Source organism: Eoetvoesiella caeni, assembly GCF_003315175.1.
Lineage (GTDB): Bacteria > Pseudomonadota > Gammaproteobacteria > Burkholderiales > Burkholderiaceae_B > Eoetvoesia > Eoetvoesia caeni.
Genome location: NZ_QNRQ01000003.1, coordinates 105437 through 119928, shown reverse-complemented (window position 1 = coordinate 119928; position 14492 = coordinate 105437). Strand labels below are relative to the sequence as shown.

The following is a 14492-nucleotide window of genomic DNA, read 5'->3' as shown; positions in this document are numbered from 1 at the left end:
TTGATTACTGAATGAATGAAAACAAGAGTCCTATGCCTACAGTAGATATCGTCATCAGCAATAAATTGGGCTTGCATGCGCGGGCAGCGGCCAAGCTCACGCAACTGGCCGGCCGCTTCGCCGGCTGCGAAATCTTCATTGCGCGCGGCGCACAGCGGGTGAATGCCAAAAGCATCATGGGCGTCATGATGCTGGCCGCCGGCCTTGGCGTTACCGTCAAGATCGATGCCAACGGCCCCGACGCCGAAGCGGCCCTGGGCGAAATACAAGCGTTATTCCATAGCAAGTTCGGCGAACAAGAGTAGGATAGCGGTGTTATCGGCACGATCCGCACCATGAATCCGGCTCCTCATCATCCGCCACCGAATACCCTGAACTCCATGCTGTGCATGCGCGGGCAGGGCGTGGTCAAAGGCTATGCCATTGGCCGCGCGGTCGTCATGGGCGCGGCCACGCTGGAAGTTGCGCATTACCGCATTCAGCCCGAGGCGGTCCAGGCTGAATGCCAGCGGCTTAAATCGGCGCTGGCGCTGGCGCGCGACGAATTGCAAGGCATGGTCGCCAACTTGCCCGACGACGCTCCGCGCGAAATGGGGGCTTTGCTGACCGTGCACAGCATGCTATTGGACGACCCGATGCTGGCCCAGCAGACATGCGAGCTCATCATCGAGCGGCATTACAACGCCGAATGGGCTCTGACCACGCAGGGGCAAATACTGGGCGAGCAGTTCGCCATCATGGAAGACGCCTATTTGCGCGAACGGGGCGCCGATATCCGCCAGGTCATCGAGCGTGTGCTGCGGGTCTTGTCGGGGTCCACGGTACTTCTGCCCCGGCTTAGCGAGGCGCCTGCCGACGAAGCCCTTATCGTTGTGGCTCGAGACATCTCGCCAGCCGACATGCTCAAACTGCGCGGCGGCCGGTTTGCGGCGTTCCTGACCGACCTGGGCGGCCCCACCTCGCACACGGCCATCGTTGCCCGCAGCATGAACGTACTGGCGGTGGTCGGCATCGGCAATGTGCGCTCTCTGGTGCGCGACGGCGATGTGCTGGTGGTCGATGGCGCAACCGGCGCTGTTCTCGTCAACCCGCCCCAGTTCGCCCTCAACGAATACCTGCGCCGCCAGGCCGCATACGCTGACGACCGGGCCGAACTAAGCCTGCTGCGCGACGCCGAAGCCATTACGCTGGACGGGGTGCGGGTCAAGCTTGAAGCCAATATCGAACTACCGGAAGAGGCTGCCATGGCGCTTGAAGCCGGCGCCGACGGCATAGGCCTGTTCCGTAGCGAATTTCTGTTCATGGGCCGCAGTGACTTGCCTGGCGAACAAGAACAATACGAAGCCTACGCCTCGGTCGTGCAGACCATGGCCGGGCGGCCGGTGACCATACGCACGCTGGATATTGGCGCGGATAAAACCCTGGATGGCGATATTGCCGTGGCTGCAAACCCGGCCCTGGGGCTGCGCGCCATACGTTATTGCCTGGCCAATCCGGAAATCTTCGGAACGCAGCTGCGCGCCTTGCTGCGCGCCTCGCTGCACGGCAAAATCCGTATCCTGATCCCCATGATTTCGCATATGCACGAAGTGCATGCTGTGCGCCAGGCGATTGCGGTGGCGGGCGCCGAGCTCGAAGCGCGGCGCATACCTTACGCCAGCAATTACGAACTTGGCGCCATGGTGGAAATCCCGGCCATTGCCATCGCCATCGAACCGTTCATCGACAGCCTGGACTTTTTGTCTATAGGTACCAACGATTTGATTCAGTACACGCTGGCAATCGACCGCGGAGACAACGACGTCGCCGAACTGTACGACCCCATGCACCCAGCGGTGCTGCGCCTGATCGCCCACACTATCAACGCCGGCGAAAGAGCCGGCAAGCCGGTTGCCGTATGCGGCGAAATGGCGGGGGATGCCAGCGTAACGCGCATGTTGCTGGGCCTGGGCCTGAAGGAATTTTCCATGCATCCGCAGCAATTGCTGGATGTTAAAAAAGAAGTGCGCCTGGCGCATTCCAACGCCCTGCGCATTAAAGTGGCATCGGCGCTGAATCGCGCCGAACGGATCGACCTGGCCTCGCTGGCCGGCTGATTTCATTCTTGAATCACGCGTGCCTTACTGGCGCGCCAGCCCATATAAAGCAATATCTGGGCTGGCTTTCGCGCTGACGTTCCGAAACAGAGTCAAGCCGGCAAGTGCTTTAGCGCTGGTACGCCGACTCACCATGCGAAGCCGTATCCAGGCCTTCGCGCTCGATTTCCTTGTTTACACGCAGGCCGCACAGCTTGTCGGCAATATAGTATGCAGCCAGGGCTACCACGCCCGACCATGCCAGGGTAATCAGTATGCCTTCCAACTGAACCCAGAGTTGGTGTGGAACGAGGCTTAGCGAATCCAGGCCGGGTCCGCCCAAGGCCTTGGCGTTGAATAGGCCGGTAAGCAGGGCGCCGGCCATGCCGCCCAGGCCATGGATGCCGAACACATCCAGTGTGTCGTCCGCGCGCAGCATGCGTTTCAGCCCATTCACGCCCCAGACGCACAGGGCGCCAACGAGTATGCCGATAAGCAGCGCACCGCCCGGGCCGACCAGCCCCGCGCCGGGGGTGATGCCGACCAGGCCGGCCACCGCGCCGGATACCGCGCCCAGCATGGAAGGCTTGCCCTTGACTGCCCATTCCACGCCCATCCAGGCCAGGATGGCGCCGGCCGTGGCAATCAGCGTATTGAAGAACGCCAGCGCGGCGATTTCATTGGCGCCCAAGGCCGAGCCCGCATTGAAGCCGAACCAGCCCACCCACAGCAGCGAGCCGCCTATCATGGTCATGGGCAAATTATGAGGCGCCATGGCTTCGCGGCCGTGGCCCAGGCGCGGTCCAATATAGTAGGCGCCCACCAGGCCGGCTATGCCGGCGTTGATGTGCACGACGGTGCCCCCCGCGAAGTCCAGCGCGCCTTGCTTGAACAGCCAGCCGTCCGGCGCCCAGACCATATGGGCTATGGGAAGATAGGCGAATGTAAGCCAGATCAGGGTAAAAACAAGGACGGCCTGGAACTTGGCGCGCTCGGCGAAGCTGCCCACAATAAGCGCGCAGGTAATGCCGGCGAAAGTAGCCTGGAACGCGGCGAACGCCAGTTCAGGCAGCGTGCCGGCCAGCGCGTATTTGCCCGTGCCGAAATCGACGATCCCCCCAAGCAGTATGCGCGAGACGCCGCCGATGAAGGCGTTGCCTTCGGTAAAGGCCAGCGAGTAGCCATAGACGAACCAAATGACGATGGCCAGCGCAAAGGTTGCAAGTACCTGGGCCAGCATCGACAAGACATTCTTGGAACGGACCAGTCCGGCATAGAACAACGCCAGTCCGGGCACAACCATAAGCAAGACCAGCAAGGTGGAAATGCCTACCCAGACGAAATCTGCCTTATCCATAGTGTTATCTCCTGAGGTTAAAGGGCGGCGTCGCCGCATTCGCCGGTGCGGATGCGGATGGCTTGTTCAACTTCCGTGACGAATATCTTGCCGTCGCCGATCTTGCCTGTATGGGCAGAGGCGCACAGATGTTCGAGCGCAAGTTCCAGCATCTGGTCGGATATGACGATCTCGATGCGCAGTTTGGGCAGGAAGTCGACGGTGTATTCAGCCCCGCGGTACAGTTCTGTATGGCCTTTTTGTCGGCCGAATCCTTTGACTTCGCTGACAGTCATGCCTTGTACGCCGACTTCGGCAAGGGCTTCACGCACTTCGTCCAGCTTGAAGGGCTTGATGATGGCGGTAATGAGTTTCACGGGCGCTCTCCTAGGTAATTACTTTCGAATTACCTAAAGCAAAGTTCATGCCAATTTTTCGCGCATGAAAGCGCAATAGGCAGCTTTGCCTGGCCGCAATTTGCTGCCAATGCGCACTCGAATCGTTCGGCAGCACCGGTTTGGTGCGCTGGGCATCCAAGCCGCACCGGCGTGGACGGCAACTGGGGTGAGGGGAAACTACGTGCGGATCTGTGGTTTTCGAGCCTGAATGTGTGACGAAAGGTTGTTCTGGCCGGTCATTTGTCACTGTATGTAGGGTAGCGTTCAGCTTCCTGATAGCCACAAGCTGTTATCCCGCAAGGGCTTTCGTGAAAAAAACGAACAGGACAATTTTTTCGTTGTCATCAGGATTTACACTAGGTTCGCATCTTCCTTCAGCGGCATGGCTAGAATTGTAACTAAGCCAGTTGTAACAAGCTCGCTGCTGAACCGTTAGTCGCACCGGGCTCAGTCTTCATCAATCGCGACTTTGGACAAGTGAGGATCATTATGCAAATCAAACGTACACAAATTGCTGTTATCGCTATGGCGGCTTCGCTAAGCCTGTTGGCGGCATGCTCCAAAGAAAACGATACGACGGCCCCCCCGGCTGATTCGACTCCTCCGGCCACATCGCCGGCCCCCTCGACGTCGCCGGCTCCGGCTCCAGCGCCCAGCAGTTCGTCCAGCTCTACGGGCGACACACTGTCTGACAAGGCCAGTGCCGCCAAAGACGGTGCGGTCGACATGGCAAACCGGGCCCGCGAATCCGTAAAAGACGGCGCGGCCAGTGCCGACAAGGCGATTCAGGACAAGCTGGGCAATGGCACCGGGACAGCCCCCGCGGCCGACGGCGCAAAATAACTTGCGCCGTTCGCAGTAACGACACCCTGGATGCCGGCATGTGCTTGCGGCCTCCAGGGTGTCGAGCCTTTTACCGGGCGTTTTTTATTACACTAGCGATATTGCTAATTAACAAGGAACGGCCATGGCTACCCGCACAGAGTGGTTCGAAGACTTTCAGAAAAACATATCAGAACTCATCGCCAAAAGCCCCGCTGCCGATATCGAGCGCAACGTCAAGGCTGTCATGGCGCAAACATTCACCAAGCTCGACCTCATTTCCCGCGACGAGTTCGACACACAAGCCGAACTTCTGGAGCGTGCGCTTGCGCGTATTGCGGTCCTTGAAGTCAAGGTTCGCGAGCTTGAAACGGCCGTCAATACTGGCCGGGCATCGGCCGAGTAATCAAACCGTCTGTCCAGTGCCTGGGTTTACCCCTGAAGGCTTTCAAGCATATTCGCAATATCGCATTTAAGCTGCTTCATGGCGGCGGCTGGTATGGCGCCGTCCGCATCCAGTGCCTGCAACCAGGCCGGTAACGCGGGCACGGGGTTGTTCTTGCGTTGTGCAATGGCGTTGCATAGCGGCTCCAGCCCTTCAGACTGATACTTGTCGGCCAGATAATCCAGCATATCGGCTTCCACCACTTTGGCATTCATAGAGAACATGCCGCCGCCGCAACAGCGGCACGACATGGCGTGCCACACGCCCGTGTTCATGGTGCTCCACCGCCTTTGGATAAGAAGGTCGACGTTGTCGGTATCGCAGTCGGTCATGGTTCCGCTTCCTGGCGTTTCAGATGGGCGGTGATCTGGTCCAATCGCTTTTGCAATTCGCGTGTCTTGCGGTCGGAGTCCGGCGTTGGGACTGCGGCGTCGAAGCCGCATTCCTTTTGCAGCACGTCGCGCGCCGCCATCAACTGCAGGCCTGTACGCTGTTGCTGGGCCTCGCTTGCGCGTCCCAGGGGAAGAATGGCAATGATCACGCACAGGGGGTCCTGGGGCTTTCTAAGGACCGGGATGACGCCGACACTGGCCGTGATGATCGCATCGCGGGTCCAGTAGATTTCGTGCTGGCGGATATCGTTGCTTATGTCGTTCAGCTCTTGTTGCGTCGGAAAGGGCACGCCGTCCGACTTGGCGGCGGCGCGCTCTTTGCGAACCAGGTGTTCGGTTTTCGAGCTGGGCATATGGGCCAGGAACACCCGGCCGGTAGCGGAGTGGACCAAGGGCAGGGCAGTGCCTATGCGCAGTATTGCGGGTGGCGGAGTCCCCAGCTCCATGCGCACAAGCGTTGGCCCCATTTCGGTCCAGACATATAGGGCCACGGTGGTTTTGGTGTTGGCGGCCAGGGCGCTGATCAGTTCCTGGGCGGTTGAAATGGCGTCGTGCCGGCTAAGGGCGGCCAGCCCGATGCGCAGGGCGGCCGAACCCAGGTCGTAGAGGCCTGTCATGGGCGATTGCTTGAGCATGTCGTGGCGTATCAGAGTGACCAGATAACGGTGCAGTTTGCTTGGTATTAGCCCCGTGCGGCGTGAAAGCTCGCTCAAGCCGATAGGAGCCCCTTCCTGGGTAATGATTTCCAGTACTTTGAGCGCGGTATCCACGGTTTGGATACCAATGGATTGTTCGCTTTTGCTTTTTGGCCGTCCGCGGGCAACTGCAGAGGTGATCATGTCTGATATATCCAGGATTGCGAACCTACTAGCTTACGGTTTATCCGACCGTATTGACAAGCTCGCCCAAGCCTCCGATCCGGATGCGCACCGTGTCTCCGCGTTTCAGGAATTCTCCCGACTCGGCGCCGGTGCCTGCCGGCGTGCCGGTCAGGATGACGTCGCCCGGATGTAGCGTCAAACGGCTGGACAGCTGCGCAATTTGTTCTGCGGCGGTGAAAATCATATTGGCGGTCGTGGAGTTTTGTTTCAGAACATCGTTGACCCATAGCGATATGGGTAGCGACTGGATGTCGTCGACATCCTCCACCGGAGTCAGCCAGGGGCCAAGAGGGCAAGAGCCGTCGAAGCTCTTCTGGCCTATCCAGTCGTATTTGAAGGGCGAGCGAAAGTCCGCCTGCTCGCGCTGCAAATAGTCCCGCGCCGAGAAGTCGTTGGCGCAGGTTACCGCAGCGATGCAGCTCAGGGCGTTGTCCAGGTTAAGGTGGCGCGCCCGTGTCCCCACCACCAGGGCCAGTTCGGCCTCCCAGTCGAGCTTTTCGGATTCCGCCGCCACCGTCGTTCCAGTTGCCGTGACGCAGGCCGACGATTTAATGAAATGCCACGGCTTGAAGCCGGTTTCGTGAGGGTCGGCTTCGCGTTCGAGCTTCAGGATCCTGGCCATGTTCTCGACATGGTCCTTGTAGTTGGCGCCGGCGCAGTAGATGGCCGGCGGGCGGGGGATGGGAGCGGCCAGCGTTATGTCTTCCAGCGGAACGCCGGTCCCGGTGGTGCTGGCTGCAAAGGCGGCCAGTCTGGGGCGGAGCGTACTCCAGTCTTCAAGAATGTGGATCATCGAATGGTAGCGTGCATCGGCCAGCGCTTCCGTTGCCGGGTAGACTAGGCCGTTCACCAGAATGCCGGCGACGATCTCGTCTCCTGCTTGATAGCTAAGTAATTTGTATGCCATGTTTTCCTCTTAATCCGGGATGAAACCGTAGTCGCGCTTGGCTGCGGCAAGACTGATGTATCCTTCCGCCACGTCGTGGGCTATTTTTTCTCGTGGGCGTTTTGCTGGGTCGCCGTAGCCGCCTCCGCCGCCGGAATGCAGCGCAACAGCGTCGCCCTTCTTCAGGCGCCGGTGGGCCAGCTTTGCATTGGGAAGCCTGGGTTCCCAGACGCCGTTCGTACGGATGCCGACCGAGTTGCCTTCAGCTTCCAGGCCGCCGTTCAGGCCCCAGGGCTTGCAGCGCGAGCGCTCTATGGATGTATTGAACGAGAAGGGGGCCAGGGCCTGCACCACCAGCGTGGCTCCCAGCCCGCCGCGATGCAGGCCGGCTCCGCCGCTGTCTTGCCTGAGTTCGTAGCGTTCGATCAATATGGGGTACTTGGCTTCGATCTGCTCTGACGGGCTGTTGTGCGTGTCGCCGTCATTGATGCAAACCGTCACTGAAACGCCGTCCTCTGTCGACTTGGCGCCCCAGCCGCCGCCCAGAGGGCCGATGCTGGCAATGAAGAAGCGTCCGTCTTTTGGCGAAAAGCCGTGCAGTGTCGCAACCACCAGGTCCGCGTGGTGGCCGGCGATGACGTGATCGGGGAGAGCCGGGGCAAGCGCCTTGAATATAGTGTCGATGACGGTCATGGGGAAGGTCATCCACCAGCGCATCGGCGCGGGGCGGGTGGCGCTGATGACGCTGCCTTCCGGCATGATGACTTTCAGGGACCGGAAGCTGCCGTCGTTGACGGGATACCATTCGGGAGTGGTCAGGCATTTATAGGCCACTTGCGCGCAGGCAATGCCGGTTGTGATGCCCGAGTTGTAAAAGCCGCCGACCTGCTTGCTGACTTCGGAGAGGTCGATGGTGACCTGGCCGCCCTTGACGATAACGCTGACGCGAATCGGGATAGGCACGCCTTCGTTGATGCCGTCGTCGTCCATGAACGATTCGGCGTTATAGACGCCGTCCGGTATTTTCTCGGCATTGGCCCGTGCCGCCGCATCGGTATGGTCCATGATGCTTGCTATGGACTCCAGCACTTCGTTCCGGCCGTAGCGTTCGATCAGTTCCAGAAAGCGCCGTTCGCCAGTGGTGACAGCCGTGATCTGGGCTCTCAGGTCGCCCATGGCCAGGTCGGGAAGCCGCACATTGATCATGATCATGTCCAGCAGGTCCTGGTTGACGATTCCCCGGCTCTGGTACTTGAGGATGGGAATCTGCAAGCCCTCGGAATAAATGTCCGTGGTGACATGGCCCATGGATCCGCCGATATCCAGCCAATGCGCCATGCAGCAGGTGAATCCGACGAGTTCATTTTTATGGAAAACCGGCAAGGTGAAAGTGACGTGGTTCAGATGGCTGCCGGTAATATAGGCATCGTTGGTTACGATGATGTCGCCCGGGTGGATGTTTTCCAGGCCGTAGTGGCGAATTTTGGCCTTGATGGTTTCGGACATTCCCCGGATGAACATCGGCAGCCCCAGGCCGATCGAAATCGTGTCGCCTTCAGCCGTGAACAAGCCTACCGTGAAATCCAGAGCCTCATAGATGATCATGTTGTAGGCAGTGCGCATGAGATTGGTTTTCATCTCTTCGGTAACCGCCAGTACACCGTTGCGAACAAGTTCCACCGTGATGGCGTCGACCTTGTGCCGGTGGCCGGCCTCAAGTGCTATTGCGTTCATATTATTCTCCGATGGTGATGTCAAGATTGCCGAAGGCATCCACCAGCAAGCTGTCGCCCGGGTATATGACCGTGGTCGATGCATGTTCTTCAACCAGGGCGGGGCCGGAAATCTGATGTCCGCTTTGCAGCAGCAGGCGGTCATATACGGGTGTGTCGATGAATCCCTTTTGATCGAAAAAGACTTTCTTCGTGCGGGCGACGGCTTGGCGAACGTTCCTGCTGGCATCCGGCGTTTGTTTCTCTTGCGGCGGCTTCGGCATACGGCCCGCCACCGAGACTCTGACGCTGACGATCTGCGCGGCTTCTTTCGGGGCGCAAGTGCCGTAGCGCTGCAAGTGCACCTGATCAAAAGCCTGCTTCACTGCGTCGACGTCGCGCCGGTCAAAATGCTGCTGGGCCAGCTCGACCGTAACGGCATGCTCTTGTCCGACATAGCGCATGTCTGCGTACCGCTTGATCTGGATAGATTGGGGCAGGATCGCCGAGTTCGAAATCGCGTTGCGCCCGGTTTGTTCCATTTCGGAGTACAGCGTTTCAATGCCGTCGAAAGCTCCCGGCGTCAGGGCTTCGAAACATGAGCGGACATAGTCGTATCGCAGATCGCTGAACAGCATGCCGTAGGCGGAAAAGTGTCCGGGAGAGAAGGGGATGATGACCCTGCGTATGCCAAGTTCGCGGGCTATGGCCGATGAGTGCAATGGGCCTGCTCCGCCGTAAACAATCATTGTGAACGCGCCGGCATCCAGCCCACGCTCGGTCGTTACGCCCTTGACGGCGTATGACATGGCTGTGACTGCGATTCGAAGGACACCGTTGGCGGCTGTCGTGGTGTCGAGGTGCAGCGGTTCGGCAAGGTGGCGGTCGACGGCATCGGCGGCCGCGCCGACATCCAGCTTCATGCTGCCGCCCAGAAACGAGTCGGGGTCCAGTCGTCCCAGCAACAGGTTGGCATCGGTTACTGTCGGCTTGTCGCCGCCGCGCCCATAGCATGCCGGACCCGGCATCGATCCGGCGCTGCGCGGCCCAACCCGCAGCGCGCCGCCTTCGTTCAATACGGCAATACTGCCGCCGCCGGTGCCCACCTCGAATATGTCGATCATGGGAATCTGGATGGGTAGCGCCTTGGCATAGCCTCCGATCAAGGCGTTGCTGGTCGTTAGCGGCGCTCCGTTGCTGATGACGCCGGCCTTGGCCGTTGTGCCGCCCATGTCGAAGGCGATTGCCTGGGTCAGGCCCAACTGGGCGCATACCGCCTGGGCGCCTATGACGCCCGCGGCGGGTCCGGACTCCAGCATCCGCACACAGTGCTGCTTGGCGTCCTCGACGGGAAAGAGGCCGCCGGTTGATTGCACGGCATAGAAGTTTCCCGGAAATCCGTTCTGCTCCAGGTGCGATTCCAGCAACTGGAGATAGTTCGCGACCTTGGGTCCTACGTAGGCATTGGCCGCTACGGTCGATGCGCGCTCAAACTCGCGGTATTCCTTGGACAGCTCGTGCGAGGCGCTGACAAAGGCCATGGGCAGTTCTTCCCGGATGATTTCCTTTACCCGTTTCTCATGGGCGTCGTTGCTATAGGAATGCAGCAAGATTATGGCAACGGCCTCTACACCCTGTTCGCGCAGCCCGGCGGCGACATCCCTGACAGCGTTCTCGTCCAGTTCCTTGTGGACGCTTCCGTCCGCCAGCAGCCGCTCGTTCACTTCAAAACGTAAAGAACGTTTTATCAACGGCTCGTGTTTGGAAAAGAACAAGTTGTAGGCATCGGGCCGGTTGATGCGGCCAATTTCATAAATGTCCCGGAAACCTTCGGTCACCAAGAGAGCGGTGTGGGCGCCGCTGCGCTCAAGCAGGGTATTGATGGCTATGGTCGACCCATGCAGGAAGAGATCGGCCTCGCTGAACTGAACGCCGGCAATGTCCAGGGTCTCTTGAATACCCGTTACAAGGTTGTCGTGGGTTGACAAGGACTTGCCGAACAGCAGCTGCTTTCCGGTTTCGTCGAATGCGGCCAAATCGGTGAAGGTTCCGCCGATGTCCACGGCCAGCCGCAAGCGGCGCTGTTTCTGAACTACTGAAGTGTTGTCGTTCATTGTGCTCATGCTGAGTATGGAATCACGCGCCAAAGGCTTCGCACGTGTTCAATGTCTGTTTCAGAGCCGAAGCAGGCTCGGGGTCGACAGGGTTCGCAGGACTATGACGCAATCTCGTCCAAGGCCTTGCCTTTTGTTTCCAGGCCCAATACAGCAACAGCCAGCAGCCCCACTACGGCGGTACCGCCAAAGAGCAGGAACACGGAGTTGATGCTGACGTTGGTAAGCAGGGCGCCGACCACCACGGGGCCGATGATCGAACCGACCCGCAGCGATGCGCTGGCCGCGCCCGCCCCGGTGGCGCGAATGCGCGTCGGATAGATTTCGGGGGCGTATACATACAGGCCGGCAAGCAGGAAAGTAATGAAGAACAGGCCGATGGACGCATAGATCATGACTTCAAACGCCGGAAGGCTTGTGCCTGCATAAGTCAGGTACAACATCGGCAACGCACTGCCCAGGAATCCCAGCATGAAGGTCATGCGGCGCCCGATATAGTCGATCAACAGAATGCCGGCGACCATGGCCGCCAAGCCCGCAATATTGCTGAACATGCCATAGCGCAGGGCGACGTCCACAGGCATGTGATATTCGGTGCGGTACAGCGTAGGCATCCACACTATCAGCCCATAGCCCGTCACCGAGGTGCAGAACGCAAGTATCCATACGCCGATGGTCCGTGGGGCCAGCCCGTCGGTAAACAAATGCTTGAAGGAAGGGCGCTTGCGCAGCGGCGGCGTGGCGACATTCAAAGGCGGCAAGGCGGCCCTGGCCTGGCTGGAAAGGTGGCTTTCCATGCCGGTGACGATTTCCTGGGCTTTGCGCAGCTGGCCATTGGTGGCCAGCCAGCGTGGCGACTCGGGGGCAAGGCGGGGAAGCAAAGCCGCAAGCACAATCGGCAAGGCGCCGATAAAGAACATGGACTGCCACCCGAAAGCCGGAATCACCCACACAGCAATGATCGAGGTCAGCAATACACCGAACGAGAAGCCGGACTGCAAGGTGAAGATGATGCGGCCTCTGTTCTTGGCGGGGCTCAATTCGTTCAAGTAAGTCGCCGCCACCGGCACTTCCCCGCCCAGTCCAATGCCCTGAATAAAACGCAGGATCAGGAAAATGGTGAATCCCCAAGCAAATGCGGACCCCAGGCTGAATACCGCAATGATGACAAGAGCGGCCCTGAAGGTCGGTATCCTGCCGTAACGTTCGGCCGCGGCTCCCATCATCAAGGCGCCGATCAACTGTCCGAAATAGCCGGCGGATATCAGCAGCCCGACCTCGCCGGGGGTCATGTGCCACTGGACGACAAGGACGGGCAGAACGAAGGCAATCGTTATGGCGTCGAAGGCGTCAAACACATGTCCGGTTGCCACGACGGCCAGCGCCTTGGCGTGCCACTTCGAAAAAGGCAGGCGCTCCAGCCGCGCCGATACTAAAGCTGCTTCCCGCCGGTCAATACCGGCACTGTCCGAGTCTGTCGCGGCAAGGCCTTCGGCCATCTCCGCAGGTATTGTATTTTCCATTGTCTCTCCAATTGGTGAAATATTTCACTTTTATGCATCTGTTCACTTTATGGTTGTTTTTGGACTACGAAGCACGCGTTTGCGTTTTTGTGAAATATTTCACTTTTATATGCAGCCTACGTCAAACGGGAACTTCTGAACTTATTAAATCAGTTTTTTTTTATGAGTGCAAGAAAATTGAACAGATTCGCTTTTCCGGTTCACGGGGGCGCCTGGAGCAGGTTCAGGCCGAAGCGCCAGGGCCAATTCTTCGCTGCGTACGTAGAACTGCCAAGGTTGTTTTTATCATTTTTCGGCGCCGGGATGCCATCCCGTGAGGCACACTTCCTCTATTGCCGTTCTGGGCTTTGTCTTGGAGGAAAGCCATGTCGCTGGCGGTGTTGGCAAGCCGGGCTTTGTGCGGCCTGGACGGCCTGGCGGTGCGGGTCGAGGTGCATGTGGGCAGCGGATTGCCGGCATTTCATTTGGTGGGGCTGCCCGACGCGGGCGTGCGCGAAAGCCGCGAGCGCGTGCGTTCGGCCGTCATCAGCAGCGGGTTTGAATTTCCCGCGGGACGCATCACGGCAAACTTGGCGCCGGCCGATCTGCCCAAAGAATCGGGGCGCTTCGATTTGCCGATAGCCTTGGGAATTCTGCTGGCTTCGGGGCAAGTCGCATTGCCCAACGGAGAAGCCGTCAGCGGGCTTGGCCAGTATGTGTTTGCGGGCGAGCTGTCCCTGACCGGCGCGCTGGCCCCGGTAGAAGCGCCTTTGGCCATCGCAATGGCGGTGCATCGCTCGCGCCCCGGATCCACCCTGGTCTTGCCGGCGTCCAGCGCCGGCATTGCCGCCAATGTCCATGGCTTGACGGTATTGGCCGCCCAAAGCCTGTGCGAAGTGGTGGCGCATTTTACGGGCTCAGTGCCTTTGCCCGTCGCCAGCGCCAGCCCGATAGCCGCCGATGGGGCGGCGGGCCTGTGCTTGTCCGAGGTGCGGGGCCAGGCCGTGGCGCGGCGGGTCCTGGAAATTGCGGCGGCGGGCGGGCATAGCCTTCTTATGGCCGGCCCGCCGGGTGCCGGCAAGAGCATGCTGGCGCATCGCTTGCCGGGCCTGCTGCCCGGCCTGGACGCCGAACAATCGCTTGAGGTCGCGGCCTTGCACAACGCGGCCGGCACAGCCCAGTGCCTGATCAGCAGTACGCCGCCATTCCGGGCGCCGCATCATTCGGCCTCCATGCCGGCGCTGGTTGGCGGGGGCATTCTTCCTCGCCCCGGAGAAATCAGCCTGGCTCATCGGGGCGTACTTTTTCTGGACGAGTTGCCTGAGTTCGGCCGCCGGGTGCTTGAATCGCTGCGCGAGCCGCTGGAAACCGGCACGGTGTCGATTGCCCGCGCTGCCCGCACAATGACGTTTCCAGCTTCGTTTCAACTTATCGCCGCAATGAATCCTTGCCCCTGCGGTTGGCTCGGCCATGCCCGGGTGGTTTGCCGCTGCACCGCCGAGCAAATAGCAAGATACCGCAATCGCTTGTCGGGGCCTTTACTGGATCGTGTGGACTTGCAGATAGCCTTGCCTTCGGCCGGCCTTGAATGGATGGACGATCCGCCCGGCGAAGCGTCGGCGCCAGTCCGGGCAAGAGTCATCCTGTGCCGCGAACTGCAGCAGGCCAGGCAAGCCTGCAGCAATGCCAGGCTAAGCGTGGCCGACCTTGAGCGCTTTTGCGTGCTGGACGGCAAGGCGAAGTCTTTGCTGCGCCAGGCCGTGCTGCGCTGGAGCTGGTCTGCGCGCGTGGTGCACCGGGTGTTGCGTGTCGCGCGCACACTGGCCGATTTATCGGCGCTAGATGCGATAGGCTCGGCGCATATAGCCGAAGCCATCCAATATCGGCAACCCTGGGGAACCCCGCCGTAAGCGCGGCGGGTGCCCAACG

The 14492-nt window shown here is 59.9% G+C and carries 13 protein-coding genes; 5 read left to right on the top strand and 8 right to left on the bottom strand.

The window, feature by feature from the left end:
* Positions 1 to 32 precede the first annotated feature (32 nt).
* Positions 33 to 305 carry an HPr family phosphocarrier protein gene (locus DFR37_RS07140; RefSeq protein ID WP_113932547.1) on the top strand — a complete coding sequence of 91 codons (273 nt, stop codon included), beginning with the start codon at positions 33 to 35 and terminating at the stop codon, positions 303 to 305.
* Between the two features lie 84 nt (positions 306 to 389).
* Positions 390 to 2096: a phosphoenolpyruvate--protein phosphotransferase gene (ptsP, locus tag DFR37_RS07135; RefSeq protein WP_113932857.1), complete on the top strand. Its 1707-nt coding sequence runs from the start codon at positions 390 to 392 to the stop codon at positions 2094 to 2096.
* A gap of 109 nt (positions 2097 to 2205) precedes the next feature.
* On the opposite strand, the gene DFR37_RS07130 is transcribed toward ptsP, so the two are convergent.
* A complete protein-coding gene (locus tag DFR37_RS07130; RefSeq protein WP_113932546.1) occupies positions 2206 to 3432 on the bottom strand; it encodes an ammonium transporter in 1227 nt (408 codons plus the stop codon).
* A 17-nt stretch (positions 3433 to 3449) separates the two neighbouring features.
* On the bottom strand, positions 3450 to 3788 hold the full coding sequence (locus DFR37_RS07125; protein WP_113932545.1) for a P-II family nitrogen regulator: 339 nt from the start codon (positions 3786 to 3788) through the stop codon (positions 3450 to 3452).
* Between the two features lie 510 nt (positions 3789 to 4298).
* Between DFR37_RS07125 and DFR37_RS07120 the strand changes: the two genes are divergently transcribed.
* Positions 4299 to 4652, top strand: a complete 354-nt coding sequence (locus DFR37_RS07120; RefSeq protein WP_113932544.1) for a hypothetical protein — start codon at positions 4299 to 4301, stop codon at positions 4650 to 4652.
* A gap of 124 nt (positions 4653 to 4776) precedes the next feature.
* A complete protein-coding gene (locus tag DFR37_RS07115) occupies positions 4777 to 5037 on the top strand; it encodes an accessory factor UbiK family protein (protein WP_113932543.1) in 261 nt (86 codons plus the stop codon).
* Positions 5038 to 5063: 26 nt separating this feature from the next.
* Here DFR37_RS07115 and DFR37_RS07110 read toward each other — a convergent pair whose 3' ends face one another.
* The 6 genes from DFR37_RS07110 to DFR37_RS07085 form a co-directional block, all read right to left on the bottom strand.
* The gene (locus DFR37_RS07110; RefSeq protein WP_113932542.1) at positions 5064 to 5408 is read right to left on the bottom strand and encodes a hypothetical protein; all 345 of its coding nucleotides are present in this window, start codon (positions 5406 to 5408) and stop codon (positions 5064 to 5066) included.
* Positions 5405 to 6307 carry an IclR family transcriptional regulator gene (locus DFR37_RS07105; RefSeq protein ID WP_113932541.1) on the bottom strand — a complete coding sequence of 301 codons (903 nt, stop codon included), beginning with the start codon at positions 6305 to 6307 and terminating at the stop codon, positions 5405 to 5407. The genes DFR37_RS07110 and DFR37_RS07105 overlap by 4 nt, the downstream gene beginning before the upstream one ends.
* A gap of 40 nt (positions 6308 to 6347) precedes the next feature.
* Complete coding sequence (locus DFR37_RS07100; protein ID WP_113932540.1) at positions 6348 to 7256, bottom strand: fumarylacetoacetate hydrolase family protein; 909 nt, start codon at positions 7254 to 7256, stop codon at positions 6348 to 6350.
* Positions 7257 to 7265: 9 nt separating this feature from the next.
* The gene (locus DFR37_RS07095) at positions 7266 to 8969 is read right to left on the bottom strand and encodes a hydantoinase B/oxoprolinase family protein (protein WP_113932539.1); all 1704 of its coding nucleotides are present in this window, start codon (positions 8967 to 8969) and stop codon (positions 7266 to 7268) included.
* A gap of 1 nt (position 8970) precedes the next feature.
* On the bottom strand, positions 8971 to 11061 hold the full coding sequence (locus tag DFR37_RS07090; protein ID WP_113932538.1) for a hydantoinase/oxoprolinase family protein: 2091 nt from the start codon (positions 11059 to 11061) through the stop codon (positions 8971 to 8973).
* A 101-nt stretch (positions 11062 to 11162) separates the two neighbouring features.
* On the bottom strand, positions 11163 to 12584 hold the full coding sequence (locus tag DFR37_RS07085) for an MFS transporter (RefSeq protein ID WP_113932537.1): 1422 nt from the start codon (positions 12582 to 12584) through the stop codon (positions 11163 to 11165).
* Positions 12585 to 12949: 365 nt separating this feature from the next.
* Between DFR37_RS07085 and DFR37_RS07075 the strand changes: the two genes are divergently transcribed.
* Positions 12950 to 14473, top strand: a complete 1524-nt coding sequence (locus tag DFR37_RS07075) for a YifB family Mg chelatase-like AAA ATPase (protein WP_113932535.1) — start codon at positions 12950 to 12952, stop codon at positions 14471 to 14473.
* The last annotated feature ends 19 nt before the right edge of the window (positions 14474 to 14492 follow it).